The sequence below is a fragment of the Pseudomonas aylmerensis genome (assembly GCF_001702265.1).
Classification (GTDB): Bacteria; Pseudomonadota; Gammaproteobacteria; order Pseudomonadales; family Pseudomonadaceae; genus Aquipseudomonas; species Aquipseudomonas aylmerensis.
In genome coordinates, this window is the sequence record NZ_MAUE01000011.1 from 1 (window position 1) to 26,986 (window position 26,986).

At 61.6% G+C, this 26,986-nt stretch carries 25 protein-coding genes; 13 read left to right on the top strand and 12 right to left on the bottom strand.

All coding sequences use genetic code 11. The features are described from left to right. Nucleotides 1-214, top strand: a 214-nt coding sequence (locus BBG20_RS33030) for a hypothetical protein (RefSeq protein WP_218187746.1), incomplete at its 5' end; no start/stop codon positions are given. Nucleotides 215-267: 53 nt separating this feature from the next. Then, nucleotides 268-1,194: a transaldolase gene (gene tal, locus BBG20_RS07840; RefSeq protein ID WP_065901958.1), complete on the top strand. Its 927-nt coding sequence runs from the start codon at nt 268-270 to the stop codon at nt 1,192-1,194. A 183-nt stretch (nt 1,195-1,377) separates the two neighbouring features. Here the strand turns inward: tal and rssC are convergent, their stop codons facing one another. Together rssC and rssB are read right to left on the bottom strand one after the other, a co-directional pair. Then, nucleotides 1,378-1,860 carry an anti-sigma factor antagonist RssC gene (gene rssC / locus BBG20_RS07845; protein WP_003172602.1) on the bottom strand — a complete coding sequence of 161 codons (483 nt, stop codon included), beginning with the start codon at nt 1,858-1,860 and terminating at the stop codon, nt 1,378-1,380. Next, the gene (rssB, locus tag BBG20_RS07850; RefSeq protein ID WP_065901960.1) at nt 1,860-3,041 is read right to left on the bottom strand and encodes a two-component system response regulator RssB; all 1,182 of its coding nucleotides are present in this window, start codon (nt 3,039-3,041) and stop codon (nt 1,860-1,862) included. The genes rssC and rssB overlap by 1 nt, the downstream gene beginning before the upstream one ends. 276 nt (nt 3,042-3,317) lie before the next feature. On the opposite strand from rssB, the gene BBG20_RS07855 reads away from it, so the two are divergent. Further along, nucleotides 3,318-3,614 (top strand): PilZ domain-containing protein, encoded by a 297-nt coding sequence (locus BBG20_RS07855; RefSeq protein ID WP_065901966.1) that lies wholly within the window; start codon nt 3,318-3,320, stop codon nt 3,612-3,614. A gap of 62 nt (nt 3,615-3,676) precedes the next feature. Here the strand turns inward: BBG20_RS07855 and BBG20_RS07860 are convergent, their stop codons facing one another. Then, nucleotides 3,677-4,366, bottom strand: coding sequence for an MlaA family lipoprotein (locus BBG20_RS07860; RefSeq protein ID WP_065901968.1), 690 nt, complete (start codon nt 4,364-4,366; stop codon nt 3,677-3,679). A 195-nt stretch (nt 4,367-4,561) separates the two neighbouring features. On the opposite strand from BBG20_RS07860, the gene BBG20_RS07865 reads away from it, so the two are divergent. Both BBG20_RS07865 and BBG20_RS07870 read left to right on the top strand, forming a co-directional pair. After that, the gene (locus BBG20_RS07865) at nt 4,562-5,170 is read left to right on the top strand and encodes a phosphatase (protein ID WP_065901970.1); all 609 of its coding nucleotides are present in this window, start codon (nt 4,562-4,564) and stop codon (nt 5,168-5,170) included. A gap of 110 nt (nt 5,171-5,280) precedes the next feature. After that, nucleotides 5,281-5,547, top strand: coding sequence for a DUF4404 family protein (locus BBG20_RS07870; RefSeq protein ID WP_065901972.1), 267 nt, complete (start codon nt 5,281-5,283; stop codon nt 5,545-5,547). A 136-nt stretch (nt 5,548-5,683) separates the two neighbouring features. On the opposite strand, the gene queF is transcribed toward BBG20_RS07870, so the two are convergent. Both queF and copI read right to left on the bottom strand, forming a co-directional pair. Further along, nucleotides 5,684-6,514: an NADPH-dependent 7-cyano-7-deazaguanine reductase QueF gene (gene queF, locus BBG20_RS07875; RefSeq protein WP_065901974.1), complete on the bottom strand. Its 831-nt coding sequence runs from the start codon at nt 6,512-6,514 to the stop codon at nt 5,684-5,686. Between the two features lie 66 nt (nt 6,515-6,580). Continuing rightward, complete coding sequence (copI, locus tag BBG20_RS07880; protein WP_065901976.1) at nt 6,581-7,102, bottom strand: copper-resistant cuproprotein CopI; 522 nt, start codon at nt 7,100-7,102, stop codon at nt 6,581-6,583. A gap of 157 nt (nt 7,103-7,259) precedes the next feature. On the opposite strand from copI, the gene BBG20_RS07885 reads away from it, so the two are divergent. Both BBG20_RS07885 and BBG20_RS07890 read left to right on the top strand, forming a co-directional pair. After that, a complete protein-coding gene (locus BBG20_RS07885) occupies nt 7,260-7,940 on the top strand; it encodes a heavy metal response regulator transcription factor (protein WP_065901979.1) in 681 nt (226 codons plus the stop codon). Next, nucleotides 7,937-9,292 (top strand): heavy metal sensor histidine kinase, encoded by a 1,356-nt coding sequence (locus tag BBG20_RS07890; protein ID WP_065902109.1) that lies wholly within the window; start codon nt 7,937-7,939, stop codon nt 9,290-9,292. Before BBG20_RS07885 ends, BBG20_RS07890 begins: the two co-directional genes overlap by 4 nt. 90 nt (nt 9,293-9,382) lie before the next feature. Here the strand turns inward: BBG20_RS07890 and BBG20_RS07895 are convergent, their stop codons facing one another. The 3 genes from BBG20_RS07895 to BBG20_RS07905 form a co-directional block, all read right to left on the bottom strand. Then, nucleotides 9,383-10,627 (bottom strand): lipoprotein-releasing ABC transporter permease subunit, encoded by a 1,245-nt coding sequence (locus BBG20_RS07895; protein ID WP_065901983.1) that lies wholly within the window; start codon nt 10,625-10,627, stop codon nt 9,383-9,385. A 61-nt stretch (nt 10,628-10,688) separates the two neighbouring features. Continuing rightward, nucleotides 10,689-11,372, bottom strand: coding sequence for a lipoprotein-releasing ABC transporter ATP-binding protein LolD (gene lolD, locus BBG20_RS07900; RefSeq protein WP_162946070.1), 684 nt, complete (start codon nt 11,370-11,372; stop codon nt 10,689-10,691). A gap of 7 nt (nt 11,373-11,379) precedes the next feature. Further along, on the bottom strand, nt 11,380-12,630 hold the full coding sequence (locus BBG20_RS07905) for a lipoprotein-releasing ABC transporter permease subunit (RefSeq protein WP_065901986.1): 1,251 nt from the start codon (nt 12,628-12,630) through the stop codon (nt 11,380-11,382). A gap of 94 nt (nt 12,631-12,724) precedes the next feature. Here BBG20_RS07905 and BBG20_RS07910 point away from each other — a divergent pair, with 94 nt between their 5' ends. Together BBG20_RS07910 and BBG20_RS07915 are read left to right on the top strand one after the other, a co-directional pair. After that, a complete protein-coding gene (locus tag BBG20_RS07910) occupies nt 12,725-13,309 on the top strand; it encodes a PilZ domain-containing protein (protein ID WP_065901988.1) in 585 nt (194 codons plus the stop codon). A 43-nt stretch (nt 13,310-13,352) separates the two neighbouring features. Beyond that, nucleotides 13,353-14,075: a glycerophosphodiester phosphodiesterase gene (locus BBG20_RS07915; protein WP_065901990.1), complete on the top strand. Its 723-nt coding sequence runs from the start codon at nt 13,353-13,355 to the stop codon at nt 14,073-14,075. A gap of 42 nt (nt 14,076-14,117) precedes the next feature. Here BBG20_RS07915 and sthA read toward each other — a convergent pair whose 3' ends face one another. Further along, nucleotides 14,118-15,512, bottom strand: coding sequence for a Si-specific NAD(P)(+) transhydrogenase (gene sthA / locus BBG20_RS07920; RefSeq protein ID WP_016975273.1), 1,395 nt, complete (start codon nt 15,510-15,512; stop codon nt 14,118-14,120). Between the two features lie 234 nt (nt 15,513-15,746). Between sthA and BBG20_RS07925 the strand changes: the two genes are divergently transcribed. Next, complete coding sequence (locus BBG20_RS07925; protein ID WP_065901992.1) at nt 15,747-16,280, top strand: chalcone isomerase family protein; 534 nt, start codon at nt 15,747-15,749, stop codon at nt 16,278-16,280. A gap of 171 nt (nt 16,281-16,451) precedes the next feature. Here BBG20_RS07925 and BBG20_RS07930 read toward each other — a convergent pair whose 3' ends face one another. Then, nucleotides 16,452-17,915: a glyceraldehyde-3-phosphate dehydrogenase gene (locus BBG20_RS07930; RefSeq protein WP_065901994.1), complete on the bottom strand. Its 1,464-nt coding sequence runs from the start codon at nt 17,913-17,915 to the stop codon at nt 16,452-16,454. A 340-nt stretch (nt 17,916-18,255) separates the two neighbouring features. On the opposite strand from BBG20_RS07930, the gene mfd reads away from it, so the two are divergent. From mfd to BBG20_RS07945, 3 genes are read left to right on the top strand one after another with little or no spacing between them, the layout of a single operon-like run. Next, nucleotides 18,256-21,705 carry a transcription-repair coupling factor gene (gene mfd, locus BBG20_RS07935; RefSeq protein ID WP_065901996.1) on the top strand — a complete coding sequence of 1,150 codons (3,450 nt, stop codon included), beginning with the start codon at nt 18,256-18,258 and terminating at the stop codon, nt 21,703-21,705. Nucleotides 21,706-21,716: 11 nt separating this feature from the next. Beyond that, nucleotides 21,717-22,283, top strand: a complete 567-nt coding sequence (locus BBG20_RS07940) for a CsiV family protein (protein WP_065901998.1) — start codon at nt 21,717-21,719, stop codon at nt 22,281-22,283. Between the two features lie 9 nt (nt 22,284-22,292). Beyond that, nucleotides 22,293-24,986: a DEAD/DEAH box helicase gene (locus BBG20_RS07945; RefSeq protein ID WP_065902000.1), complete on the top strand. Its 2,694-nt coding sequence runs from the start codon at nt 22,293-22,295 to the stop codon at nt 24,984-24,986. Between the two features lie 93 nt (nt 24,987-25,079). Here the strand turns inward: BBG20_RS07945 and nagZ are convergent, their stop codons facing one another. Together nagZ and BBG20_RS07955 are read right to left on the bottom strand one after the other, a co-directional pair. Beyond that, nucleotides 25,080-26,078, bottom strand: a complete 999-nt coding sequence (gene nagZ / locus BBG20_RS07950) for a beta-N-acetylhexosaminidase (protein WP_177343927.1) — start codon at nt 26,076-26,078, stop codon at nt 25,080-25,082. A gap of 156 nt (nt 26,079-26,234) precedes the next feature. Continuing rightward, complete coding sequence (locus BBG20_RS07955; protein WP_065902004.1) at nt 26,235-26,942, bottom strand: TetR/AcrR family transcriptional regulator; 708 nt, start codon at nt 26,940-26,942, stop codon at nt 26,235-26,237. Between the last annotated feature and the right edge of the window lie 44 nt (nt 26,943-26,986).

Here is a 26,986-nt window from a genome sequence, read left to right on the forward strand (position 1 = left end):
CGCGTTCATAGGTTTAGGGCCGCTGCGCGACCCAACGCAGGGCAAGCCTGCTCGCCACAGGGAGACGGCTTCCACGGGGCTGCGTTGCCCGCAGGGCAGTTGGGTTGAACCTGCCGGCCGTTTTGCCCTCCTATTTACCAGCAAGATCAGTCATTCAAACGGCTGTTTTCAGGTTGTTGCCCTCGCAAACGATCGAACGCATTTGCGCCCTTGAGCGCCTGCCAGCGCTCGGGTAATGTCATCAGACCCATAGGACAGAGCACGCCCATGACTTCCAAGCTGGAACAACTCAAGCAATTCACCACTGTCGTAGCCGATACCGGCGATTTCTCAACCCTCGCCAAGCTCAAGCCGCAAGACGCCACCACCAACCCTTCCCTGCTGCTCAAGGCCGCCTCGATTCCAGGCTATGCCAAGCTGCTGGATGAGTGCGTGAAGGACTGCAACGGTGATGTCGGCCTGGCCAGCGACCGGTTTGCAGTGGCCGTCGGCCAGGAAATCCTGAAAGTGGTGCCTGGGCGCATCTCCACCGAAGTGGATGCGCGCCTGTCATTCGATACCGACGCCGTGCTCAAGCGTGCGCATCGCCTGATCGACCTGTACGACAAGGCTGGTGTTGGCCGTGATCGCGTGCTGATCAAGATCGCCTCCACCTGGGAAGGTATCCGCGCGGCGGAGAAGCTCGAGAAAGAAGGCATCCAGACCAACCTGACGCTGCTGTTCTCCTTCGCCCAGGCCGTAGCGTGCGCAGAAGCCGGCGTGTTCCTGATCTCGCCGTTCGTGGGCCGTATCTATGACTGGTACAAGAAGGCCAATGGCAATGACTACACCGGCGCCGAAGACCCAGGTGTGCAGTCGGTAACGCGCATCTACAACTACTACAAGGCCAATGGCTACAAGACCGTGGTGATGGGGGCGAGCTTCCGTAATCTGAGCCAGATCGAAGAGCTGGCCGGGTGTGATCGCCTGACCATCAGCCCGGATCTGCTGGAGAAGCTGGCAGCCGATGAAGGCAAGTTGGAGCGCAAGCTTTCGCCAGGCCATGCCGGCGAAGCCCGTGTGCATCTGACAGAAGCGCAGTTCCGTTGGGAGTCCAACGAGGATGCGATGGCCACCGAGAAACTGGCCGAGGGTATTCGTCAGTTTGCTCGCGACCAGGAGAAACTGGAGGCGTTGCTGACTGCCAAGCTGTAAAAGCGGCGGTAGCAAAAAGGGCGGCACCCTCGCGGGTACCGCCCTTTTTTGTGTTTCATCGATCTTGAGCCGGCCACCGTTCAAGTTGCAGGCGCACGCTTGCTCACGGGTGCGGCAGCAACGGATAAGGTGATCGACACGCCGCCATCGCTGGCAAGCCAGCGCCTACCGTTGGAATCCAGGTCAGTGGCGTTCGAGGGCATTCACGAGGTCGTGGAACGCTTCGCGATTGGACTCGTTCAGGCCCATCAGGATCTTGTGCGCTTCCAGCACCTTGACCCGCACCACTTCCTCGGACTGATCCTGGGAAGGCAGGTCGGTCAGGCATTCAGGGCATGGGATCGGGCGATCAACGATGTTGAACACCTGGTCAAAACCCATGGACTGCAGCAGACGGGTGATGTCTTCATGGGTGGTGACGACCGTCGGCAACAGGCCGACCTTCTGCCGAGACAGAATGGACAACTTGGCCAACAACCCAAGGGTGGTGCTATCGATGCTGCGGGTTTCGGTCAGATCGATCACGATCGCCGAAAAATTCAACGCTGTGAAAATCCGCTCAATCGTCGCATCCAGCGCCGAACACAAGGTCAGGCGCACTTCACCGACAAACTTCAGGACGAAGGTCCCGTCTTGCTCGGCGAATTGGATTCTTCCGGTACTCATCAAAGATTCCTGCTCAACACCAATAGGGCGATATCATCCGGCATCTCCCCTAGCGTGGCCAATCCAAAAACCTGCCGCAGGCCATCCAGGCTGCCGCCCGCCGACTTGACCTTTTGGGGCAAGGCAGCTTCTTTCTCCTTGAGTGTAGGCTCTGGAAGCAGGTCCAGGATGCCATCGGACATCAGCGTCAGGCTGAACGCCGGTGGCAGCTCCAGGATGTGGTCTTCGTAGGTCGCTTCATTGAACAAGCCTACGGGCAGGCCACGCCCTTCCAGGTAGCACACACTGTCGGGAGTGTACAAAACCGGCATCGGCAGGTGACCGCCGATGCTGTAGGTCAAAAGACCGGTTTCTTCATCAATCACGCCGCCTACCATCGTCACGTGCTTGCCCAGCTTGCAACTGATCAAGCCCCGGTTGATGTGGCCCAACACCTCGGAGGGGGTGAACTCCGGCAAGGTGCCATTGCGCTTGGATTCGAACAACAGCCGTGTGGTCATGAACTTCAACAACACGGTTACAAAGGCAGAGGATGCGCCATGGCCGGAAACATCGGCCAGGTAAAACGCGACACGCCGCTCATCAACACGGAAGTAGTCGACGAAATCACCCGACAGGTACAACGACGGGATGATCTGGTGAGCGAACTGGAATTCGTCGATGGTCCACGGGCTGACCGGCAACATGTTCATCTGCACCTGGCGACCGGCGTTCTGGTCTTCCTGGAGCAGGTTGAGGCTGGCTTCGAGTTCGCGGTTGGCGGTTTCGAGCTTTCCGCGGTAACGCTGGTTTTCCAACAACAGGCGCGCACGGTCCAGGGCGCGACGTACCGAGTGCTCCAGCACCGCCAGGTCTTCCAGGGGCTTGATAAGGTAGTCGGCAGCGCCCAGGCGCAAGGCCTCGACGGCATCGTTCATCACCCCGGCACCGGACACGACAATCACCGGCGTCTGCGGAGCAAGCTCGGTCACCTGGCGAATCAGCTCGAGGCCGCCCATCTGGGGCATGCGCAGGTCGCAGATCACGAGGTCGGGCTTGTCGCGCTCGAACACTTGGAGACCCTGTTGGCCATTGCTGGCCTGCAGGACGCTGAAGCCACTGTCTTCCAAATAGGCCGCGAGGCTCGCGCGCACTACTTCGTCGTCATCGATTATCAGCAGCGTGGCACTGGTTTTTTGCATGTGGGCAAACGGCGCCAGAATTAGGTTGGCGTAGGTGGCTCGGCAATGGCCGGGCGCACGTACTGGATTCGCTTTCTAGCCTCTCTGTCCTACAACATACGGGATTTTAGCCCACGCACAACGGTAAAGCAGAGGTGCCCTTCTAAGGCGCAGACGGTACTCCCATCCGCCAGGGGTTTCAAGCTCATGCCGATGGTCGCCGGGCGTCTTTACACCGCAAATCACCGGGAGTTATAAGAACGGGCACGACCACAACACAAAGTAAGGATGGAACCCATGAGCGAACACGAGCGCGACTACGCCGAAAAACGCGATTTCATCCGCATGCGCGTGGATGCCGATGTGTCTCTTATCCACGCCGGGCAGGAGATTGCCGGGGTGTGCGTGGACCTTTCAAGCTCCGGGATGCAGGTCCAGGCGCCTCGCCAATTCAAGGCGGGCGACCACCTGACGGTGCGCATCGAATCGGAGCACGCCGCACTCAAGGGGTTGGAGGCGGACACCGAAGTGGTCTGGACCAAGACCACCGGTGAGGAGCAGCAACTGGGCCTCAAGATCTTGAAAATGCACTGAAAAGTGCGCACAAAAAAAGGCGACCGCCAGGGTCGCCTTTTTTCATTTCAAAACGTCACGGCTTAGAAGTCGTCGACGACCTTGCCATCCTTGACCTTGAACTCACGGTTCTGCAGGTAGGCGTTGCGGATAAACGTGTATTTGTCGCCGGTGATCAGCTTCTCGCTGTCGAGCAGGCTGGCACGGGTGTCCACGATATTCAGGCCGAAGGTGCTGTTGCGCCAGCCGATATCGTTCATGTAGCGGTACGGTTGGGTGTAGCTGTCCACGTACTTGGACGGCGCGTCACGCAAGGTGCTCGGGCCCAGCAACGGCAGCATCACGTAAGGCCCACTGCCGACGCCCCAGTAGCCGAGGGTCTGGCCGAAGTCTTCGTCACTGCGCTGCAGCCCCATTTTGGTGCCGACATCGATAAACCCCAGCACACCGAAGGTGGTGTTCATCAGCAGGCGAGCCGTGTCCACACCCGCCGCATGCGGCTTGAGTTGCAGCACGTTGTTGGCCAGGTTGCCGACATCGCCGATGTTGCGGAAGAAGTTGTGCACGCCGTCCTGCACGAACTGCGGGGTCACAAACTGATAGCCCTGGGCCAACGGCTTGAGCGCGTAGGTATCAACGGTGTCGTTGAAGGTGAAGATCGGGCGGTTGACGCTTTCCCATGGATCGTCTTCGGACGCGGCCTGTGCGGCGAACGGCGCCAGCAGCACAGTGGCACACACCGACAGCTGAGCGAAGTAGTGGCTCCAGCGCATAGCTTTTGCTCCTCGAATGGTCTGTCATGGGCGCTATGCCCTGAATAAGACGGCCAGTATATGACGGAAGTGTCCAATTAGGCAGCATGCAGGAAACGACATACGGGAAATGCACAAAATTCCTACAATTAACCCTGCTGTCATCGGCTTGTCATCGTGCCCCGTTAGCGTCAGGGCTATTTCAGGGATGTTGAAATGCCTCACGCCGAGATTGCCATCGCCAGCGCGCCTGCCTTGACTGCAGTTCTGTTTGGCCTGAGTGGCTGCCTGGTGGACTTCGGTTCCCGGGCACGCACCGATTCCCCCACGCTTGGTTCCGATGCCACACCCGGCGCCCTGAAAATCCTGCGTAGCCTGAAGGATCAAGGCGTGCCCTGTGCCTGGCTGGATGAATTGCCACCCCCGGTGACCACCGCGCTGTCGGCCTCACTCCCCGAGTGGCTCAAGGCTGCATCGCCCTCCTCCATCCGCTGGCCTGCGCCCCACGCGTGCTGGCAAGCCTTGATGGAACTGAATATCGAACGCCTGGAAGGCTGCGTGCTGGTCAGCGGCGAGCCGCGCTTGCTGCAATCGGGGCTGAACGCTGGCCTGTGGACCATCGGCCTGGCCTCGTGCGGCTCGCTGTGCGGCATGGCCCCCGAGCAATGGCGGGCGCTGAGCGAGCAGGAGCGCGAGTACAAGCGCGGCAAGGCCACCGTCGCCCTGTATGGCCTGGGCGTGCACTCGGTGATCGACCACCTGGGCGAGCTCGGCAGTTGCCTGGCCGACATCAGCCTGCGCCAGCTCAAGGGCGAGAAGCCCTGATCGAGATCATGCACGGAGGGCGCCAGTGGATTAATCTACAGGTCAGCTCGTAGACCTTTCTCGGCGTGCCGTGGTCTATGCCAGTGCCTATCGATAAAAGGAACCACGTCATGCCTGATCGCAAAAAACTGGAAGAACAGGTCGAGATCCTGCGCGGGCAGTTGGAACAGGAACCGCCGCTGCCGGAAGAAAAACGCGAAGCGCTGGAAGCCTTGATTGCCAAGTTTGAATTACAACTTGAACTTGAACCGGCGACTCAGACGCCGAGTATTTCCGATGATGTGAACCAAGCGGCCATAGAGTTCGATGCCGATCATCCGGTCATTTCCGGCACATTGCGCAATATCATGATCACCCTCGGCAACATCGGGATCTGAACCCAGCCCCAAGACAAGCGCAGAAACCCATGTGGGAGCTGGCTTGCCTGCGATCGCGATCATTCAGTCATCCATCAGGTGACTGATACACCGCAGTCGCAGGCAAGCCAGCTCCCACATTTGATTTGCGTGATAACTACTGGCGAGCCAGGCGCACGTTCTGGAACGCCACATCCTCGGTGCTGCGGTACGGGTTGATATCCAGCCCGCCACGCCGCACATACCGCGCATACACCGTCAGTTTCTCTGGCTTGAGCAAGCGCTGCAGGTCGAGGAAGATGCGCTCCACGCACTGCTCATGGAAGTCCGAATGCTGGCGAAAGCTCACCAGGTATTCGAGCAAACTGGCGTGATCGAGTGCCGCCCCGCGATAGTCCACCACCACGCTGCCCCAGTCTGGCTGGCTGGTCACCGGGCAGTTGGATTTGAGCAAGTGGCTGTGCACGCTCTCCTCGACCACACGCGAAGCATCGCAGCGCAAGAGTTCGGGGCGCGGGTGTTCGTAGTTGCTGACGCTGATATCCAGATCGTCGATGCACACACCCGGCAAAGCCTGCACGCCTTCGGCTTCAACCTCGGCCAGGCTGCGCACGCGCACGCTCACAGGCTTGCCGGCAGCCGCGCTGAGGTCGGTGCGCAGGGTGGCTTCCAGGCTGTGTACGTCGGCAAACGCGCTCTGGTTGAGCGAATTGAGGTACAGCTTGAATGACTTGGATTCGATGATGTTCGGCGAATCGGCCGGAATGCTGAATTCACCGATGGCCACCACCGGCTTGCCCGATGGCAACAACCAGGACAATTCGAAGCAATTCCAGAAATCCACGCCTTTATAAGGCAGGGTCTCGGCGCTCAGGCCCAGCTCGGCCCATTTGGCGGCGCGCGGAATCGGGAACAGCAACGAGGGGGTGTAGGTGGAGATGTATTCACTGGACTTGCCCAGCGGCGAATGTTCGGCTGCGGGATGCATGGCGGAAACCTGGCTAAATAAACCCCGCCAGTCTACCAGCCTTTGATCCCGCCTCTAAGAACCGCCTTACTCGACGGTCAGCTTGCCGACCATCCCCGCCTGGTAATGCCCCGGCAGGTTGCACGCGAACTCAAGCCCGGCGGCCTTGGTAAAGGTCCAGGTCAGCTCGGCGGTTTTGCCCGGCTCCACCAGCACACTGTTGGGGTCGTCGTGCTTCATGCCGCCCATGTCGCCATGGCCCATCGCACTGTGGTCCATCTTGCCCATACCGGTGGCGGTAAGCATGCCGCTGGCTTGCATCTGCAACATTTCCTTCTGGTGCTCGGCATGCATCGCCGCGTCACCCAGGTTGAATTCATGGAGCAACTGGCCTTTGTTGACGAGTACAAAGCGCACCGTCTCACCAGCCTTGACGTCCAAGGACTTGGGTGAAAAGGAAATGTCCTGCAGCGTGACTTGCACGGTGCGCGTGGCCTGGTTCGCCGGTGCCGGCTGGCCGAACGCGTAAGTGTGAGCCGTGTCAGCCGCCGCACCGAAACTCAGCGCCAACAGGCAGCCTGCCAACATCAGGGGAGTACGCAACGCCATCTCTCTTCTCCGAAACTATGTAAACCGCAGGATCAGCACTCTAAGATGACGCCGCTGCCAGCCAGCTGACTGCTAGATTACAACTTTGTCAGGTTGCGCCCTTACCCCGGCCTCCACGGTATAAAGCCGGTCGTGCCCTGTTTGCCAAGAGCTGCCCATGAAACTGTTGATTGTCGAAGACCAAGCCAAAACCGGCCAATACCTGCGCCAGGGCCTGGCCGAGGCTGGCTTCACCACCGAATGGGTGGCCGACGGCGCCAGCGGCCAGCACCTGGCGTTGACCGGCGACTACGACCTGCTGATCCTCGATGTGATGCTGCCCGGCCGCGACGGTTGGCAAATCCTGCAAGCGGTGCGCGGCGCCGGCCTGGATATTCCGGTGCTGTTCCTGACCGCCCGGGACGCCGTGGAAGACCGCGTGCACGGCCTGGAACTCGGCGCCGACGACTACCTGGTCAAACCCTTCGCCTTTTCCGAACTGCTGGCACGCGTGCGCAGCCTGTTGCGCCGTGGCAGCAGTGCCCCGCAGGAAACCGCCTTGCAGTTGGCCGACCTGCGCCTGGATTTGATTCGCCGCCGTGTCGAACGGGACGGCCAGCGCATCGACCTCACCGCCAAGGAGTTCTCGCTGCTGGAACTGTTGCTGCGCCGCCAGGGCGAAGTGCTGCCCAAGTCGCTGATTGCCTCCCAGGTCTGGGACATGAATTTCGACAGCGACACCAACATCATCGAAGTGGCGATCCGCCGGTTGCGCCTGAAAGTCGACGACAACTACCCCACCAAGCTGATCCACACCGTGCGCGGCATGGGTTATGTGCTGGAGGCACGGTGCAATTGATCTCGCGCCTGTCCCTGGCCAGCCGCCTGGCCTTGCTGTTTGCCGGCTGTACTGCGGTGGTGTCGCTGCTGGCCGGCGTGCTGTTCAATCATGCCAGCGAAATGCACTTTATCGAGTTGGACCAGCAACTGCTCGACGGCAAACTAGTCGCCTTGCGCAGTACCTTGCAGGGCGTCGACACGCCGCAGCTGTTTGCCCAGCGCGAAGCGCAACTGCGCACCGAACTCACTCGCCAACCCGACCTGACGCTGCGCATCAGCGCCGCTGGCCAGCGCTGGTTTGACGGCGCGGCGGGCATGAGCTTGCCCGAGGCACCGGGCTTGCACCGCCTGCAGAACGCCGGCACCGACTACCGCGTGTACAACGTGCCACTGGCGCCAAGCCAGCCGGACTCGCCGCAACTGAGCCTGATACTCGACATCACTCACCACCAACACTTCCTGCAGCGCATGCAGCACCTGATCTGGCTGACCGTCGGCCTCTCGGCCCTGGCCACCGCATTGCTCGGTGCCTGGGCCGCGCGCAGTGGGTTGCGGCCCTTGCGACGCATGGGCGATGTGGCGGCCAGCGTCTCCGCGCATTCCCTGACCCAGCGCCTGCCCGAGCAGCACATGCCGCCAGAGCTGGCGGAACTGGCCCAGGTCTTCAACGCGATGCTCGGTCGCCTGGATGACGCGTTCCAGCGCCTTTCGGCGTTCTCCGCCGATATCGCCCACGAACTGCGCACGCCGCTGTCGAACCTGTTGACCCACACCCAGGTCATCCTCACCCAGCCGCGCCCGCTGGAGGACTACCGCGAGGCGCTGCACAGCAACCTGGAAGAGCTGCAATGGATGGCGCAACTGGTCAACGACATGCTCTACCTGGCCAAGGCCGACCACGGCTTGCTGGTGCCCACGCGCGAACCGCTGGCGCTGGCGGAGGAAGTCGACGCGTTGCTGGAGTTCTTCACGCTGCTGGCCGAAGACGCGCAGGTCAGCCTGGTGTGCGCAGGCGCTGCCCATACACGCGGCGATCGCAGCATGCTGCGCCGTGCCTTGTCGAACCTGCTGGATAACGCACTGCGGTTTACCCCGGCGGGTGGCGAAGTGCGGGTACGGATGACAGAAGATGCCCGCGGGGTGACGCTGACCGTGGAGAACAGCGGTGAAGGTATTGCACCGGCGCTGTTACCGCGCCTGTTTGATCGCTTCTATCGAGTCGACCCGGCGCGCCGTGAAGGCAGCAGCGAGCATGCAGGGCTGGGCCTGGCGATTACCCAGTCGATCGTGCGAGCGCATGGCGGAAGGATTTATTGTGAGTCGCAGGCGGGGTGGACGCGGTTTGTGATTGAGTTGCCGAAGGAGGATTGAGGCAAGCTGGCGGACCCTATCGGAGGCAAGCCAGCTTGTGAATACATTCAAATGTGAGAGCTGACTTACCTGCGATCGCGGTGTTAACGGCTACGAATATCTGAGGGCATGCGCCGGCTCAATCTTCGCCGCGCGATACGCCGGGTAGATGGTCGCCAAGAAGCTCAACACAAACCCCGCCGAGCAAATCAACAACACATCCCCACCCTGCAGCTCCGACGGCAGGTTGCTGACAAAATACACATCCGAACTGAAGATATGCTGCCCCGTCACGCGCTCCAGCCAGCCCACCAGCTCACTGACATTCAGCGCCGCAATCACCCCCAGCACCCCGCCGATCAAGGTGCCGACGATGCCGATCACCGTGCCCTGCACCATGAAGATCGCCATGATCTGCCGAGGCGTGGCGCCGATGGTGCGCAGGATCGCGATGTCTGCGCCCTTGTCGTTCACCACCATGATCAAGGTCGCGATGATGTTGAACGCGGCCACGGCGACGATCATCAGCAACAGCAGGCCGATCATGGTCTTTTCCATCTTCATCGCGCTGAACAGGCTGCCCTGGGTGTGGGTCCAGTCATCCGCCTTGTAGGCTGCACCGAGGCTGCCGGCGATGTCCGTCGAGACCTTGGGCGCTGCGTACAGGTCCTTCACCGCCAGGCGCACGCTCTGCACCTGGTTCGGCTGCCAATGCTGTATCTCGGCAGCGTCGGCCATATGGATCAGGGCCATGGAGCCATCCAGCTCGGCGCCGACCTTGAAGATGCCGACCACATTCAAGCGCTGCATGCGTGGGGTGATACCGCCCGGGGCGCTGCTGATTTCCGGCACGATCAGGGTCAGCTTGTCGCCCACACTCAGGCGAAAACGCCGCGCGGTGATTTCACCGACGACTACGCCGAACTCGCCGGGCTTCAAGTCGTCGAGTTTGCCCTGCACGATGTGCTGGGCCACGATCGACACCTTGCCTTCCTGCGCCGGATCGACGCCGCTGATCTCGATCGGCTGCATCGCGCCCTTGTAGGAGAACATGCCGTCCATCTGCGTGAACGGAACAGCGGCGGTGACTTCTGGATTTTTCATCGCCGCCGCAGCTACCGGCTGCCAATCATCGATCGGGTTCACGCCGACGATGGTCGCGTGGGGCACCATGCCGAGGATGCGCGAGCTCATTTCGCGCTGGAAGCCGTTCATCACCGACAGCACCACAATCATTGCCAGCACGCCCAGGGCGAGGCCGATCATCGAGGTCATCGAGATAAACGAAACAAAACGGTTGCGGCGCTTGGCGCGGGTATAGCGCGTGCCGATGAAAATCGATAACGGTCTGAACATTCGCGGGCACCGTTGAAAAAATGAAAAAACCCGGCGCTATAGGCACCGGGCTTGAAACGGGTCAGATGGCGACCAAGTGACCTTCCTGCAGGTGCAGCACACGGTCCATCTGGCGGGCCATGCTCATGTCATGGGTCACCACCAGGAACGCGGTGCGCATCTGGGTGCTCAGTTCCAGCATCAAGTCCTTGATGCCCTGGGCGGTGTGGGAGTCGAGGTTGCCGGTCGGCTCATCGAGCATCACCAGGCCCGGGTTGTTCACCAGGGCACGGGCAATCGCGACACGCTGGCGCTCGCCGCCGGACAATTCGGCCGGCTTGTGCTCCAGGCGATGGCCAAGGCCGACGCGCTCCAGCAACGCCTTGGCACGCTCGCGCGCCTGCGGGATCGCAGTCTTGCCGATCAACAGCGGCATGCACACGTTTTCCAGCGCAGTGAATTCCGGCAACAGGTGGTGAAACTGGTACACAAAGCCCAGCGAACGGTTGCGCAACTGGCCACGGGCTTTTTCACCCAGGGCCGACAGCTCTTCACCGGCCAGCCAGACGCTGCCCTGGGACGGCGTATCGAGGCCGCCCAGCAGGTTGAGCAAGGTACTTTTGCCGGAGCCGGAACTGCCGACGATCGCCACGCGCTCGCCCGGATGCAGCTCAAGTTGCAGGTTGGACAGCACCACCACCGATTCCGGGCCTTCCTCATAGGATTTGCCCAGGTTGCGGCAGCTCAGGATTGCTTTTTCACTCATGCCCGATTCACTCATAACGTAAGGCCTGTGCTGGCTGGGTACGTGCCGCGCGCCAGGCTGGATACAGGGTGGCAAGGAAGCTCAGGACCAACGCGGCGCCACCCACCATCAGCACGTCCTGGGTTTGCACCTGGGACGGCAGGTAATCGATGAAGTAGACGTCGGCGTTGAGAAACTTGTGGCCGATCAGGGTTTCGAGGCCGGCGATCGCCGCACTCACATTCAGTGCGGCCAGGATTCCCACAGCCGTACCGATCAAGGTGCCGACCACGCCGATCACGGTGCCCTGCACCATGAAAATCGCCATGATCTGCCCCGGCGTGGCGCCCAGGGTGCGCAGGATAGCGATATCGCCTTTCTTGTCATTCACCACCATCACCAGCGTGGAGATGATGTTGAAGGCGGCGACGGCGACGATCAGCAGCAACAGCAGGCCGATCATGGCTTTTTCCATGCGGATGGCCTGGTACAGGTTGCCGTGGGTGCGAGTCCAGTCGCGGGCGTAGTACTGGGATTCGCCCAGGTGCTGGGCAATTTCCCAGGCGCCGCGCGGGGCGTCGAACAGGTCGTTGAACTTCAGGCGCAGGCCCTGCACCTGGTCCGGCTGCCAGCGGTGCAGGCGCGCCAGGTCGGTGAGGTTGGTCAGGCCGAGGTAGCCGTCGATCTCGCCGGCGCCGACGTGGAAGGTGCCGACCACGGTGAAGCGCTTCATGCGCGGGAACATCCCGGCCGGGGTCACGGTGACTTCCGGGGCGACGAAGGTCAGTTTGTCGCCGAGGCCCACGCCGAGCTTCGCCGCGGCCTTGTCACCGATGACGATGCCGAAGCTGCCGGGCGCGAGGTCGTCGAGTTTGCCCTGCAGCATGAACTTGTCGATGATCGAGACGTTGCGCTCCTGGACCGGGTCGATGGCATTGAGCAGGATTTTCTGCACCTTGCCGTCATTGGTCAGCAGCCCCTGCATCTGGGTAAAGGGCGCGACGGCCACCACCTTGGGGTTCTGCTTGACCTTGGCGGCCAGGCTTTGCCAGTCGCTGATGGGCGCATCGCCCTCGATGGTCGCGTGGGGCACCATGCCCAGCACGCGGGTGCGCATCTCATGATCGAAGCCGTTCATCACCGACAACACCACGATCATCACGACCACGCCCAAGGCGAGCCCGATCATCGAGGTCAGGGAAATGAACGACACAAAATGATTGCGACGCTTTGCACGGGTATAACGCGTGCCGATAAATACGAAGAGAGGTCTGAACATGTCGGGGCTTGTTCGGAGGAAAAGAAGACGTCCCGGTGGCGGGGTCTGGTAAGCAGCTTTACACTCAGACCATTACCGTTACCTGGGGTTCGCCATGTCGACATTAGATGAAGAAGAGCGCCGCGAATACTACCGTATCGACGACATGATCGCACTTCAAATCAAAAGCCTGTCTGCCCCCGAAGCGGCGAGCAAAGAAGTGTTGCTGGATGATTCCCCGCTGTTCAATCTGCTCAGTGAACTGCACCTGAGCGAGTTCGAAGCCCAGCACCTGTTACGCCAGCTCAGCGAGAAAGACCGCACCCTCGCCGCCTTCCTGCGCGTGCAGAACAAACGCCTGGACCTGCTCAGCCAGATCATGGCGCGCGGCCTGCTGGATGAAGTCGGCGCGCCGCAGCCGGTGATCATTTCCGAAGGCGGCATCGACTTCCAGCACCCCACGCCCCTGCCGACCGGCGCGCACCTGGCGGTCAAGCTGGTGCTGATGCCCCAGGCGCTCGGCCTGTTGCTGCGCGCGCGGGTCACCCACTGCGATCCCAAGGGCGCAGGTTTTGATGTGGGCACGGAATTCGAATCCATGACCGATGCCCAACGCCAGCTGCTCGCGCGCTATATCCTGCAGAAACAAGCCCAGGAACGGCGCCTGGCGCGGGAACAGAGCGACGCCCAAGACACCTGAATTCGTATCACCCCGCCAGCAGACCTGGCGCATAGGAGCAACTGTGACCCTGATTTACGGCCACCGCGGTGCCAAAGGCGAAGCACCGGAAAACACCCTGACCAGCTTCCAGGAGTGCCTCAAGCACGGTGTACGCCGCTGCGAACTGGATTTGCACCTGTCCATGGACGGCGAGCTGATGGTCATCCACGACCCGACGCTCAAGCGCACCACTGACCGGCGCGGCAAGGTCGTCGAGTATTCGGCGGCGGACCTGGTGAAGATGGACGCGCGCAAAGGCGGCCCCGGCTGGGTCAAGCCGTGCCCGATCCCACGCCTGGAAGAGCTGTTCGAGCAGTGCGACTTCGATCACTGGCAACTGGAAGTCAAAAGTGCCTCGCGCACCCGCGCCGCAACCACCGTACTGGCCATCCGCGAAATGGCGGTGCGCTTTGGCCTGATGGACAAGGTCACCGTGACCTCAAGCTCGCGGGAAGTGCTGAAGGCAGCGGTTGAACTGACCCCGGACCTGTCACGCGGCCTGGTCGCCGAATACGCCTGGCTCGACCCGCTGAAGGTCGCGCAGAACTATGGTTGTGAGTTTCTGGCATTGAACTGGACGTTGTGCACCCCTGAGCGTCTGGAAAAAGCCCAGCGCCAGGGCTTGCACGTGTCCGTGTGGACAGTCAACGAACCCGCGCTGATGCGCAGGCTCGCCGACTTCGGCGTAGATAGCCTGATTACAGACTTTCCCGGTTTGGCCACTGCCACCCTCGAGAATTACTGAAATCGGTCTCCCCGGCCGGCTCAGGCCACCGGCCGGAGCCGCTCAAAAAAGCCGGTTGAGGCCGTCGTAGGCCGCTACCCGATAGGCTTCGGCCATGGTCGGGTAGTTGAACGTGGTGTTGACGAAATACTTGAGGGTATTGAGTTCACCCGGCTGGTTCATGATGGCCTGGCCGATGTGGACGATCTCCGACGCCTGATAGCCGAAGCAGTGCACGCCGAGCACCTCAAGGGTCTCGCGGTGGAACAGGATCTTCAGCATGCCTTGCGGCTCACCGGCGATCTGCGCACGCGCCATGCTCTTGAAGAACGCCTTGCCCACTTCGTAAGGCACCTTGGCCTTGGTCAGCTCATGTTCGTTCTTGCCGATCGAGCTGATCTCGGGAATCGTGTAGATCCCGGTCGGCACATCGTTCACATAACGCCAGCTGCCATTGTCGACGATGCTGCCAGCGGCCGAACGGCCCTGGTCGTGCGCGGCACTGGCCAGGCTTGGCCAGCCGATCACGTCACCGGCGCCATAGATGTTCGCCACGCAGGTGCGGTAGTTCTCGTCCACCTCGATCTGGCCACGGCTGTTGACCTTGACCCCGATGTTTTCCATGCCCAGCTTGTCGGTGTTGCCGGTACGGCCGTTGCACCACAGCAAGGCGTCGGCCTTGATCTTCTTGCCGGACTTGAGGTGCAGGATCACCCCGTTGTCCAGGCCTTCGACCCGCTCGTACTCTTCGTTGTGACGCACAGTGATGTTGTTGTTGCTGAAGTGGTAGCTCAACGCCTGGGAAATTTCCGAGTCGAGGAAGCTCAGCAGTTGGTCGCGGTTGTCGACCAGCTCTACCAGTACACCCAGGCCGCTGAAGATCGAGGCGTATTCACAGCCGATCACGCCGGCGCCGTAGATGATCAATTTGCGCGGGGTGTGGCCCAGGCTGAGGATGGTGTCGCTATCGTAGATACGCGGGTGGTGGAAATCGATATCCGCCGGGCGATACGGACGCGAACCGGTGGCGATGATGATGTGCTTGGCCACCAGCTTCTCGACCACGCCGTTGGGGCATACCACCTCGATGGTTTGCTCGTCGGCGAAGCTGCCGGTACCGAAGAACAGGTCGACACGGTTGCGGGCGTAGTAACCGGTGCGCGAAGCCACTTGCTTGGAGATCACCTTCTCGGCGCTTTTCAGCACGTCCGGGAACGAGAACCAGCGCGGCTCACCAATCGCCCGGAACATCGGGTTGGTGTTGAACTGCATGATCTGGCGCACCGAGTGACGCAAGGCCTTGGACGGGATGGTACCCAGGTGGGTGCAGTTACCGCCGACCTGGCGACGGCTATCGACCATCGCCACCTTGCGCCCTGCCTTCGCGGCGTTCATCGCCGCACCTTCTCCAGCCGGGCCGGAACCCAGTACCACCACGTCGTAGTTGTAGACAGCCATGCGTACTCCTCAGAACAGGCCAGGCGCACGGTTGAACGCCTGGCTAAATCATGCCGCGGCCAGCGGTCATGAAGGACAATTTGGCTCAAGTGTGTGAACCGGGGCACAGTCTATATAAGGCTCAACGCCGCGCACATTAACCCTTGGTCGCGTCGTAGGCCAGTCTTGCCTTTACTACAGAAACACGAAACAGGCATTACACTGCTGGCACGCACCTTTACAGGACGAGCCATTATGCGGCATGTCGTTTTCTGTTTAATGATGATTTTTTCGCTGGCGGCGCAGGCGAGTGAGGCGGATCGGCTCCGGCAAGCCGATTTTCCGCTGCAATCCCATGAACTGGCGCTGAAAAACCAGGCGGTGCTTACCTACCTGTGGGCGGATGTCTACACGGCGGCGCTGTATGCCCCGTCCGACCTGAGCGCCAAGGAGGCCTGGTCGCAACAAAAAGCGTTGCGCCTGACGCTGTATTACTTTCGCGACATCGACCGCAACGACGTGATCAAAGCCGCCACTGCCACGCTGCAGCGCCAGCAGGCCAGCGCCCGACTGAAGCCCGAGATAGACAAACTGCACGCCAGTTTTCGCGATATCCGCAGCGGCGACCGGTATGCCCTGGATTTTCGTCCGGGGCGAGGCTTGAACCTGGAGATCAATGGGCAGGTAGTGTTCAGCAGTGGCAATGATGAGCTGGCGAGGGCTTACCTGAGCCTCTGGCTGGCGCCCAATGGGCTGTCCGAACGCTTGCGTACCCAGTTGCTCAATTGAGGATTTGCGCTGGCTGAACGACCGCCTTCGCGAGCAAGCCCGCTCCCACATTTGACCGCGCGCGCCTGAAGACACCCGGTCGAATGTGGGAGCGGGCTTGCTCGCGAAGAGGCCCTCACAGGCACAAAAAAGCCCCGAACCAGTCGGGGCTTTTTCACTCATCGCATAGGCTTAGCGCGGGAATGCAGGCGGGTTGACCCCAGCCATGTCTTCCATCACGCGAACCACTTGGCAGCTGTAGCCGAACTCGTTGTCGTACCACACGTACAGCACAACGCGGTTGTCCTGGATAATGGTCGCTTCCGCGTCCACCACACCGGCGTGGCGCGAGCCGACGAAGTCGGTGGACACCACTTCCTGCGAATTGACGAAGTCGATCTGCTTATGCAGGTCGGAGTGCAGCGCCATGTAGCGCAGGTACTCGTTCATCTCTTCACGGGTGGCGGCTTTCTCAAGGTTCAGGTTGAGAATCGCCATCGACACGTTCGGCGTCGGCACACGGATCGCGTTACCGGTCAGCTTGCCGGCCAGCTCAGGCAGGGCCTTGGCAGCAGCGGTGGCAGCACCGGTCTCGGTGATCACCATGTTCAACGCGGCGCTACGGCCACGGCGATCGCCCTTGTGGAAGTTGTCGATCAGGTTCTGGTCGTTGGTGTACGAGTGAACGGTTTCGACGTGACCGTTGACGATGCCGAACTTGTCGTTCACAGCCTTCAGCACCGGCACGATGGCGTTGGTGGTGCAGGAAGCGGCGGACACGATCTTGTCGTCAGCGGTGATTTCAGCGTGGTTGATGCCGTGAACGATATTCTTCAGCTTGCCCTTGCCCGGAGCGGTCAGGACAACGCGATCGATACCCGGGCAGGCCAGGTGCTGGCCCAGGCCCTCGGCATCACGCCAGACACCGGTGTTGTCCACCAGCAGGGCGTCCTTGATGCCGTACTGGGTGTAATCCACCTCGGACGGGTTCTTCGCGTAGATCACCTGGATCAGGTTACCGTTGGCGGTGATGGTGTTGTTTTCTTCGTCGATGACGATGGTGCCGTTGAACGGACCGTGTACCGAATCACGACGCAACAGGCTTGCGCGCTTGGTCAGGTCGTTCTCGGCGCCTTTGCGCACGACGATGGCACGCAGGCGCAGGCCGTCGCCGCCACCGGTTTTTTCGATCAGGATGCGCGCCAGCAGGCGGCCGATACGACCGAAGCCGTACAGCACGACGTCGGTGCCTTTGCGGGCTGCGGCGTTTTGCTGGCCAACCACTTCGGCCATTTCTTCACGCACGAACTGCTCGGCGCTGCGGCCGGCACCTTCCTTGCGGAATTTATAGGCCAGCTTGCCCAGGTCTACCGAAGCCGCGCCGAGCTTGAGCTCGCTCATGGCCTTGAGCAGGGGGAATGTTTCGTGGACGGAGAGTTCGCTGTCGTCGGCAGAGCGATGGCGAGCAAAGCGATGCGCCTTGAGAATCGCGATGACTGATTGGTTGATCAGGCTGCGGCCATAGATCGAGCTCACCACATTGTTATTGCGGTACAGCTGACCGATAAGCGGAATCATCGCTTCAGCGAGTGCTTCACGGTCGATCCATTCACCAAGACACTGGTCGGGCTTCTGAGTCACGGGAACCTTCCACATGTAGGGGCAGAAAAAAGGGGCTACATTATGCCGCCCGACCGCCCTCGGAGCAATGCGCGCCCGGCAACAAAAAGTGCTTGCCAAAAACCAACACCGCGCTGCAGCCCAGTAAATACGCGGGTTCCAGAAGGCCACCTATTCGACGGCAACGCCGACTTGTCCGTAACCCTCCGAAACATACGCGCGAAATGGCACTACATATTGAGTCAAAACACGCCATTGTTTGTCTTAGCCACTACATTTCCTACAAACCGTAATAGGCTCAGTCAGCAACTGACAGGCGGCACCTCGGGCCGTTACAATTACCGACTTTGTCGCAACGCTTGGAGCTCAACCTTCCGTGCCCGTTCTGCGTCTACCGCTTCTCCCTGCCGCGGCAGGTAAACAGCACTGGGGCAACCTGCCCGGTGCCGCCCTGAGCCTGGCCATTGCCGAGGCTGCCAGCGCAGCCAAGCGCTTTACCCTGCTGCTCACCGCCGACAGCCAAAGTGCCGAGCGACTCGAGCAGGAGCTGAGCTTCTTCGCCCCCGATTTGCCGGTGCTGCATTTTCCCGACTGGGAAACCCTGCCCTACGATCTGTTCTCGCCGCACCAGGACATCATTTCCCAGCGCATCGCCAGCCTGTACCGCCTGCCGGAACTGGCCCACGGCGTGCTGGTGGTGCCGATCACCACGGCCCTGCATCGCCTGGCGCCGACCAAGTTCCTGCTGGGCAGCAGCCTGGTGCTGGATATCGGCCAGAAGCTCGATGTCGAACAGATGCGCACGCGCCTGGAAGCCAGCGGCTACCGCTGCGTCGATACGGTGTACGAGCACGGCGAGTTTGCCGTGCGGGGCGCGCTGATCGACTTGTTCCCGATGGGCAGCAAGTTGCCGTATCGCATCGACCTGTTCGACGACGAAATCGAAACCCTGCGTACCTTCGATCCGGAAAACCAGCGCTCCATCGATAAAGTCGAGTCGATCAAGCTGCTGCCGGCGCGTGAATTCCCGTTGCAAAAAGATGCGGTCACGCGCTTCAAGGCGCGCTTTCGTGAACGCTTCGACGTCGACTTCCGCCGCTGCCCGATATTCCAGGACCTCAGCAGCGGGATTACCCCGGCCGGTATCGAGTACTACCTGCCGTTGTTCTTCGACGAAACCTCGACCCTGTTCGATTACCTGCCCCAGGACACTCAAGTGTTCTCGCTGCCCGGCATCGAGCAGGCCGCCGAGAATTTCTGGAACGACGTGCGCAACCGCTATGAAGAGCGCCGCGTCGACCCTTCCCGTCCTTTATTACCGCCTGCCGAACTGTTCCTGCCGGTAGAAGACTGCTTCGCGCGCCTGAAAAACTGGCCGCGCGTGGTCGCCAGCCAACAGGACGTGGACGCTGGCAGTGGCCGCGAGCGTTTCCCTGCAGGCACGCTGCCGGATCTGGCGATCCAGGCCAAAGCCACGCAACCGCTGGAGGCGCTGTCCAACTTCCTCGGTGATTTCCCCGGCCGCGTGCTGTTCACCGCCGAATCCGCCGGGCGCCGCGAAGTGCTGCTGGAGCTGCTGGAACGCTTGAAGCTGCGGCCGAAAACCGTCGACAGCTGGCCAGACTTCGTCGCCGGCAAAGACCGACTGGCGATCACCATTGCCCCGCTGGATGAAGGCTTGCTGCTGGATGACCCAGCCCTGGCACTGATCGCCGAGAGCCCACTGTTCGGCCAGCGCGTGATGCAGCGTCGGCGCCGTGAAAAACGCGCCGACGCCAACAACGACGCCGTCATCAAGAACCTCACCGAGCTGCGTGAAGGCGCGCCGGTGGTGCATATCGACCACGGTGTCGGCCGCTACCTGGGCCTGCAGACGCTGGAGATCGACAACCAGGCCGCCGAGTTCCTCACCCTGGAATACGCCGAGGGCGCCAAGCTCTACGTGCCGGTGGCCAACCTGCACCTGATCGCGCGCTACACCGGCAGCGACGACGCGCTGGCGCCGTTGCACCGCCTGGGCTCCGAGACCTGGCAGAAAGCCAAGCGCAAGGCCGCCGAACAGGTGCGCGATGTCGCCGCCGAGTTGCTCGACATCTATGCACGCCGCGCCGCACGCGAGGGCTACGCCTTCGCCGATCCAAAGGCCGACTACGCCACCTTCAGCGCCGGCTTCGCCTTCGAAGAAACCCCGGACCAGCAAACCACCATCGAAGCGGTGCGCGCCGACATGCTCGCGCCCAAGCCGATGGACCGCCTGGTGTGCGGCGACGTCGGCTTCGGCAAGACCGAAGTGGCGATGCGCGCCGCCTTCATCGCGGTGCACGGCGGCAAACAAGTGGCGATCCTGGTGCCGACCACCCTGCTCGCCCAGCAACACTACAACAGCTTCCGCGACCGCTTTGCCGACTGGCCGGTGACCGTGGAGGTGATGAGCCGCTTCAAGTCCGCCAAGGAAGTGAATGCCGCCGTCGCCGACCTCGCCGAAGGCAAGATCGACATCGTGATCGGAACGCACAAGCTGCTGTCCGACGATGTGAAGATCAAGAACCTGGGCCTGGTGATCATCGACGAAGAACACCGCTTCGGCGTGCGCCAGAAAGAACAGCTGAAGGCCCTGCGTAGTGAAGTCGACATCCTCACCCTCACCGCCACGCCGATTCCGCGCACGCTGAACATGGCCGTGTCGGGCATGCGCGACCTGTCGATCATCGCCACGCCGCCGGCGCGCCGACTGTCGGTGCGCACCTTCGTGATGGAGCAGAACAAAAGCACGGTCAAGGAAGCACTGCTGCGCGAATTGCTCCGCGGCGGCCAGGTGTACTACCTGCACAACGACGTGAAGACCATCGAGAAATGCGCCGCCGACCTCGCCGAACTGGTGCCGGAGGCGCGTATCGCCATCGGCCACGGGCAGATGCGCGAACGCGAACTCGAACAGGTGATGAGCGACTTCTACCACAAGCGCTTCAACGTGCTGATTGCCTCGACCATCATCGAGACCGGCATCGACGTGCCCAGCGCCAACACCATCATCATCGAGCGTGCCGACAAGTTCGGCCTGGCGCAGTTGCACCAGTTGCGCGGCCGGGTCGGGCGCAGTCACCACCAGGCCTATGCCTACTTGCTGACGCCACCGCGCCAGCAAATTACCGGCGACGCCGAAAAGCGCCTGGAAGCCATCGCCAACACCCAGGACCTCGGCGCCGGCTTTGTGCTCGCGACCAACGACCTGGAAATCCGTGGCGCCGGTGAATTGCTCGGCGACGGCCAGAGCGGGCAGATCCAGGCCGTGGGCTTCACCCTCTATATGGAGATGCTCGAGCGCGCGGTGAAAGCCATCCGCAAAGGCGAACAACCGAACCTCGACCAACCCCTGGGCGGCGGCCCGGAAATCAACCTGCGCTTGCCGGCGCTGATTCCCGAGGACTACCTGCCGGATGTGCATGCACGGCTGATCCTGTACAAGCGCATCGCTTCGGCGACCGACGAAGAAAGCCTCAAGGACCTGCAGGTAGAGATGATCGACCGCTTCGGCCTGTTGCCCGAACCGACCAAGAACCTGGTGCGCCTGACCCTGCTCAAATTGCAGGCTGAGCAGTTGGGCATCAAGAAGGTCGACGCCGGGCCGCAGGGCGGGCGTATCGAATTCGAGGCGCAGACGCCGGTCGACCCGCTGGTACTGATCAAGCTGATCCAGGGCCAGCCCAACCGCTACAAGTTCGAAGGGGCTACGCTGTTCAAGTTCATGGTGCCGATGGAACGTGCCGAAGAACGCTTCAATACCCTGGAGGCGCTGTTTGAGCGCCTCATCCCGAAATCTTCTTGAAGGACGCCCCCATGCGCCTGTTCCGCATTCTGAGCCTGTTGTTGGTGGTACTCGCACCTTCGGCGTTTGCCGACAGCCCGTACCTGGTGGAAATGATCCTGGTGCGACAGAACGCCGAGCCGGTGATCAACAGCCGCCCCGCGCCGGAAAACTGGGATGCTGGCGCCGCGCGGCTGGGTGAGAGGATGAGCCCGCCACGCCTGGGCAATATCGTCGACAAGCTCAGCGCCGACTCTAGCTACACCGTGCTCGCGCACAAGGCCTGGGAGCAGAACCTCGGCGAGCAGCCCGTGAAGATCGCGATCAGCGACGGCCAGGAGCAGTTCGGCCAGTTTCCCATCGAGGGCGTGCTGAACCTGCAACTGGGGCGTTTCACCGATATAGACGCGGATTTCTGGATCAATCAATTCGACGCCAACGGCAGCGTGATTGCCAGCGAACACCTGAGCCAGCACGACGTGCGCACCAAGAACAACCAACTCAACTACCTCGACGGCGGCCACCTGGCGCTGCTGATCAAGATCACCTCGCTGACCGCCAAGCCCCCCAGCGCGCCGCCGCCCGACATTCAGGACTGATCCAGCGCCATGCCCCTGACGTCGTCGTTGACCAAACCCCTGGCCCCTTCGTGGGCCAACCGCTTCAAAGAGCAGAGCCTGGAGGGCGGGCGGCGTTATGCGCTGGAGAACCGCGTGCGCATCGTCGAGTCCGGCGACAGCACCATCGTTGCCAGTTGCGAAGGCTCGGGCGGCAACGTGTATCGGCAGACCATCTCGTTGCGCGAATCGGCCAAGGGCACGTTGATCCTCGTCGACAGCCGCTGTACCTGCCCGGTGCACACCAATTGCAAACACATCGCGGCAGTACTGCTCAAGGTCCAGGAAACCCTCGCCTACCCGGCCGCCGCCCAGGATGCCGAGCTGCTCGAGAAGCTGCAGGCCGTGCTGGATAACCGCGTGGTGGTACCGCAGGTGGTGATGGAAGACGTGCCGCCGGTGCCACGCCTGTGGCTGGCGAGTGTCGAGTTCAGCGCGTTTGAACCGCGCAACGGTAAAATGCAGCGCTATATCCAGCATCGCGCGGCGCTGTCGTTCAATTACCTGGGCAACTATGTCAGCGGGCAGAAGAACGCCGACATCATCGTGCGCCAGGAAACCCAGAGCCTGCGCATCAAGCGCCATCCCGAGCTGGAGCAGCCCTATCGCGAGCAACTGCGCCTGCTGGGCTTCAAGATCGCCACGCGCCAGAGCAAGGCCTTGCCGGAAAGCGCCGGCGAACTGTTCGAGATGGTCAATGACAGCGCCTGGCTGAACTTCACCCTCAACGCCTCTCCCACCCTGCGCGCCGAGGGCTGGGAGCTGCAGATCGATGAGGATTTCGGCTTCGACCTGAGCCCGGTGGACGACTGGTATGCCACCGTCGACGAAGGCCCCGAGCGCGATTGGTTCGACCTCGAACTGGGGATCATCGTCAATGGCGAGCGCCTGAGCCTGCTGCCGATCCTGCTCAACCTGATGCGCTCCCACACCGAAATCCTCAACCCGGAGAAACTCGCGCGGCGCCGCGATGATGAACTGATCCTGGTGAATATCCCCGGCCTGCCAAATGGCGGCCATGGCCCGCTGCAAGTGGCATTGCCCTATGGCCGGTTGAAACCGGTCCTGGCCACCCTCGGCGAGTTTTATCTGCAGGAACCCGGCACCACCACGCTGCGCCTGGCCAAGGCCGATGCGATCCGCCTCAACCCGCTGGATGACTTGCCGCTGCAGTGGCAAGGCGGTGAAAAGATCCGCAACTTTGCCCAGCGCCTGCGCGACATCAAGGACTTCACCAGCGTGGCGCCTGCAGGGTTGAACGCCACGCTGCGGCCTTATCAGCTGGAAGGCTTGAGCTGGATGCAGTCACTGCGCCAGCTGGATGTCGGCGGAATTCTTGCGGATGACATGGGCCTGGGCAAAACCCTGCAGACCCTGGCGCATATTCTTACTGAAAAAGCCGCCGGGCGCCTGGACCGGCCGTGCATGGTGGTGATGCCCACCAGCCTGATCCCCAATTGGCTGGACGAAGCGGCGCACTTCACCCCGCAGCTCAAAGTGCTGGCGTTGTACGGCGCCGGACGTAAGAAACACTTCGCCAACCTGCAGGACTATGACCTGCTATTGACCACCTACGCGCTGTTGCCCAAGGACGTCGAGATACTCGCCGCCCTGCCACTGCACGTCTTGATCCTGGACGAAGCCCAGTACATCAAGAACCCGACGAGCAAGGCCGCCCAGGCGGCACGCGAGCTGAATGCCCGGCAGCGCCTGTGCCTGAGCGGCACCCCGCTGGAAAACCATCTGGGCGAGCTATGGTCGTTGTTCCACTTCCTGTTGCCGGGCTGGCTGGGTGACGTCAAAAGCTTCAATCGCGATTACCGCGTGCCGATCGAAAAACGCGCCAGTGATGTGCGATTGCAGCACCTCAACGGTCGGATCAAGCCGTTCCTGCTGCGCCGCACCAAGGAACAGGTGGCGACAGAATTGCCACCCAAGACCGAGATCATCCACTGGGTCGACCTCAACGAGGCCCAGCGCGACGTGTACGAAACCATGCGCCTGGCCATGGATAAAAAGGTCCGTGACGAGATCACCCGCAAAGGTGTGGCACGCAGCCAGATCATCATTCTTGAAGCACTGCTCAAGTTGCGCCAGGTGTGCTGCGACCTGCGCCTGGTCAACGACGCCACCCTGCCCGCGCGTGGCAGCAGCTCGGGCAAGCTGGACAGCCTGATGGAGATGCTCGAGGAGTTGTTTGCCGAGGGCCGGCGGATCCTGCTGTTTTCCCAGTTCACCTCAATGCTGAGCCTGATTGAAGTCGAACTGCAAAAGCGCGGTGTTGCCTACGCACTGCTGACCGGCCAGACCCGTGATCGGCGCACACCGGTGAAGGATTTCCAGAGCGGCAAGCTGCAGATTTTTCTGATCAGCCTGAAGGCTGGTGGCGTGGGCTTGAACCTGACCGAAGCCGACACCGTGATCCACTATGACCCTTGGTGGAACCCGGCCACGGAAAACCAGGCCACCGACCGTGCGTATCGGATCGGCCAGGAGAAGCCGGTGTTCGTGTACAAGATGATCGCGCGGGGCACGGTAGAGGAGAAAATCCAACACCTGCAGAAGGAGAAATCCGACCTGGCGGCGGGCGTGCTGGATGGGCGTACGACCGGGGATTGGCAGTTGGGCAACGAGGACATCGAGGCGTTGTTTGCGCCGTTGCCCAACAAGCAAGAGAAGCGTTGACGGTCAGATGACCATCACCGGCAAGCCGGCTCCTACCATTGGAACGTATTCGCCTATAGGAACCGGCTTGTCGGCAATGGGCGCGACGCGGCCTCAATCAATCATCTGAGCATCCCGCAGTGCAGTCAGCGCCGCCAACCAACGTGGATCCTGCTTGTAGTCCGTCGAAGCAAACGCCTGCCCACGCATCCGCGCAATCCGCGCCGACGGCGTCACCTTCATGCGCTGAGCCGCACTCAGCGCCAGCTCCGCCGCCGCGCGGTCATTGCACACCAGGCCCATGTCGCAACCGGCGGTCAGCGCCGCTTCGATGCGACTGGCTGCATCACCGACCACATGGGCCCCGGCCATCGACAAGTCATCGCTGAAAATCACCCCATCGAACTGCAGCTCGCCGCGCAGAATGTCCTGCAGCCAACGACGCGAGAAACCGGCCGGCTGCGGGTCAACCTGTGGGTAGATGACATGCGCGGGCATCACCGCCGCCAGTTGCTGGCTCAGGCGTGCGAAAGGCACCAGGTCATTCGCACGAATCTGTTCCAGGCTGCGTTCATCATTGGGAATCGCGACGTGGGAATCCGCCTCAGCCCAACCGTGACCCGGAAAATGCTTACCGGTGGCGGCCATGCCGGCACTGTTCATGCCCCGGATAAAGGCCCCGGCAAGTACCGCGGCGCGTTCGGGGTCGCCTTCGAACGCGCGGGTGCCGACCACGGCGCTACGCTGGTAGTCCAGGTCCAGTACCGGGGCGAAGCTGAGGTCGAGACCGACTGCCAGCACCTCGGTGGCCATGATCCAGCCGCATTGCTCGGCCAGGTACTCGGCGTTGGGGTTATCCGCCAACGCACGCATGGCCGGCAGCCGCACAAAGCCCTGGCGCAGGCGTTGTACCCGACCACCCTCCTGGTCGACCGCCAACAGCAGATCCGGGCGCACGGCACGAATCGCCGCGCTCAGCTCGCGCACCTGGCGTGGATGCTCGATATTGCGCGCAAAAATGATCAGGCCGCCCACTTCGGGCTGGCGCAACAACTGGCGATCCTCGGCCGTGAGCCAGGTACCGGCCACGTCGACCATCAAAGAACCTTGCAGCGCAACACTCATAATCCTTCCTTAAATAACGCACACAACCCGTCGACCTCACACGGCGCGACTGGCGCGGTGAGCTCAACGGGTTGCGAGTAAATAGCTGAATTCGGCATGGCGGCTAGCTTAGCGGATGCAAGCGGCCACGCACACCCGGAGCGGTCAAACCTTGGCGACGGTCGGCGCGGATTTGCTGCGTGGGCGCAATTGCGCGGCGGCCATCGTCGGGTCGGTCACACCGGTTTCGGCGCGCATGCCGGCGGCCAGGAAAGGCACCATCAGGCGCATGACCTGCTCGATGGAAGTGTTGACGCCGAAATCGGTCTCGGCAATCGCACGCAGGGCCTTGATCCCGGACATGCTGAACGCCGCCGCACCGAGCATGAAGTGCACGCGCCAGAACAGTTCGATCGGCGGGATACGCGGGGCGGCCTCGTTGACCAGCAACATATAGCGACGAAACACCTTGCCGTACATGTCTTCCAGATAACGCCGCAAGTGGCCCTGGCTCTGGCTGAATGCCAGCCCCAGCAGGCGCATGAAGATCGACAGGTCGTTGCCGCTGCGCGGCTGCACCACCAACGCCTGCTCGACCAGGATTTCCAGCAGGTCTTCCAGGGTTGGCTTGTGATCGGCCTTGGCCTGACGGCGCTCGAGCTCACGGTCGAGGCTGGCACAGAACGGCCCCAGGAAGCGCGAGAACACGGCCTGGATCAGGGCCTTTTTCGAGCCGAAATGGTAGTTCACGGCGGCGAGGTTGACCCCAGCCTTGCTGGTGATCAGCCGCAATGAAGTTTCAGCAAATCCTTTTTCCGCGAACAATTGCTCGGCAGCATCGAGAATGCGTTCAACGGTTTCCGACTGGGCCATGGCTACTCCGCCTGACAAACACTTGTTTGAAACATACGTTTCAG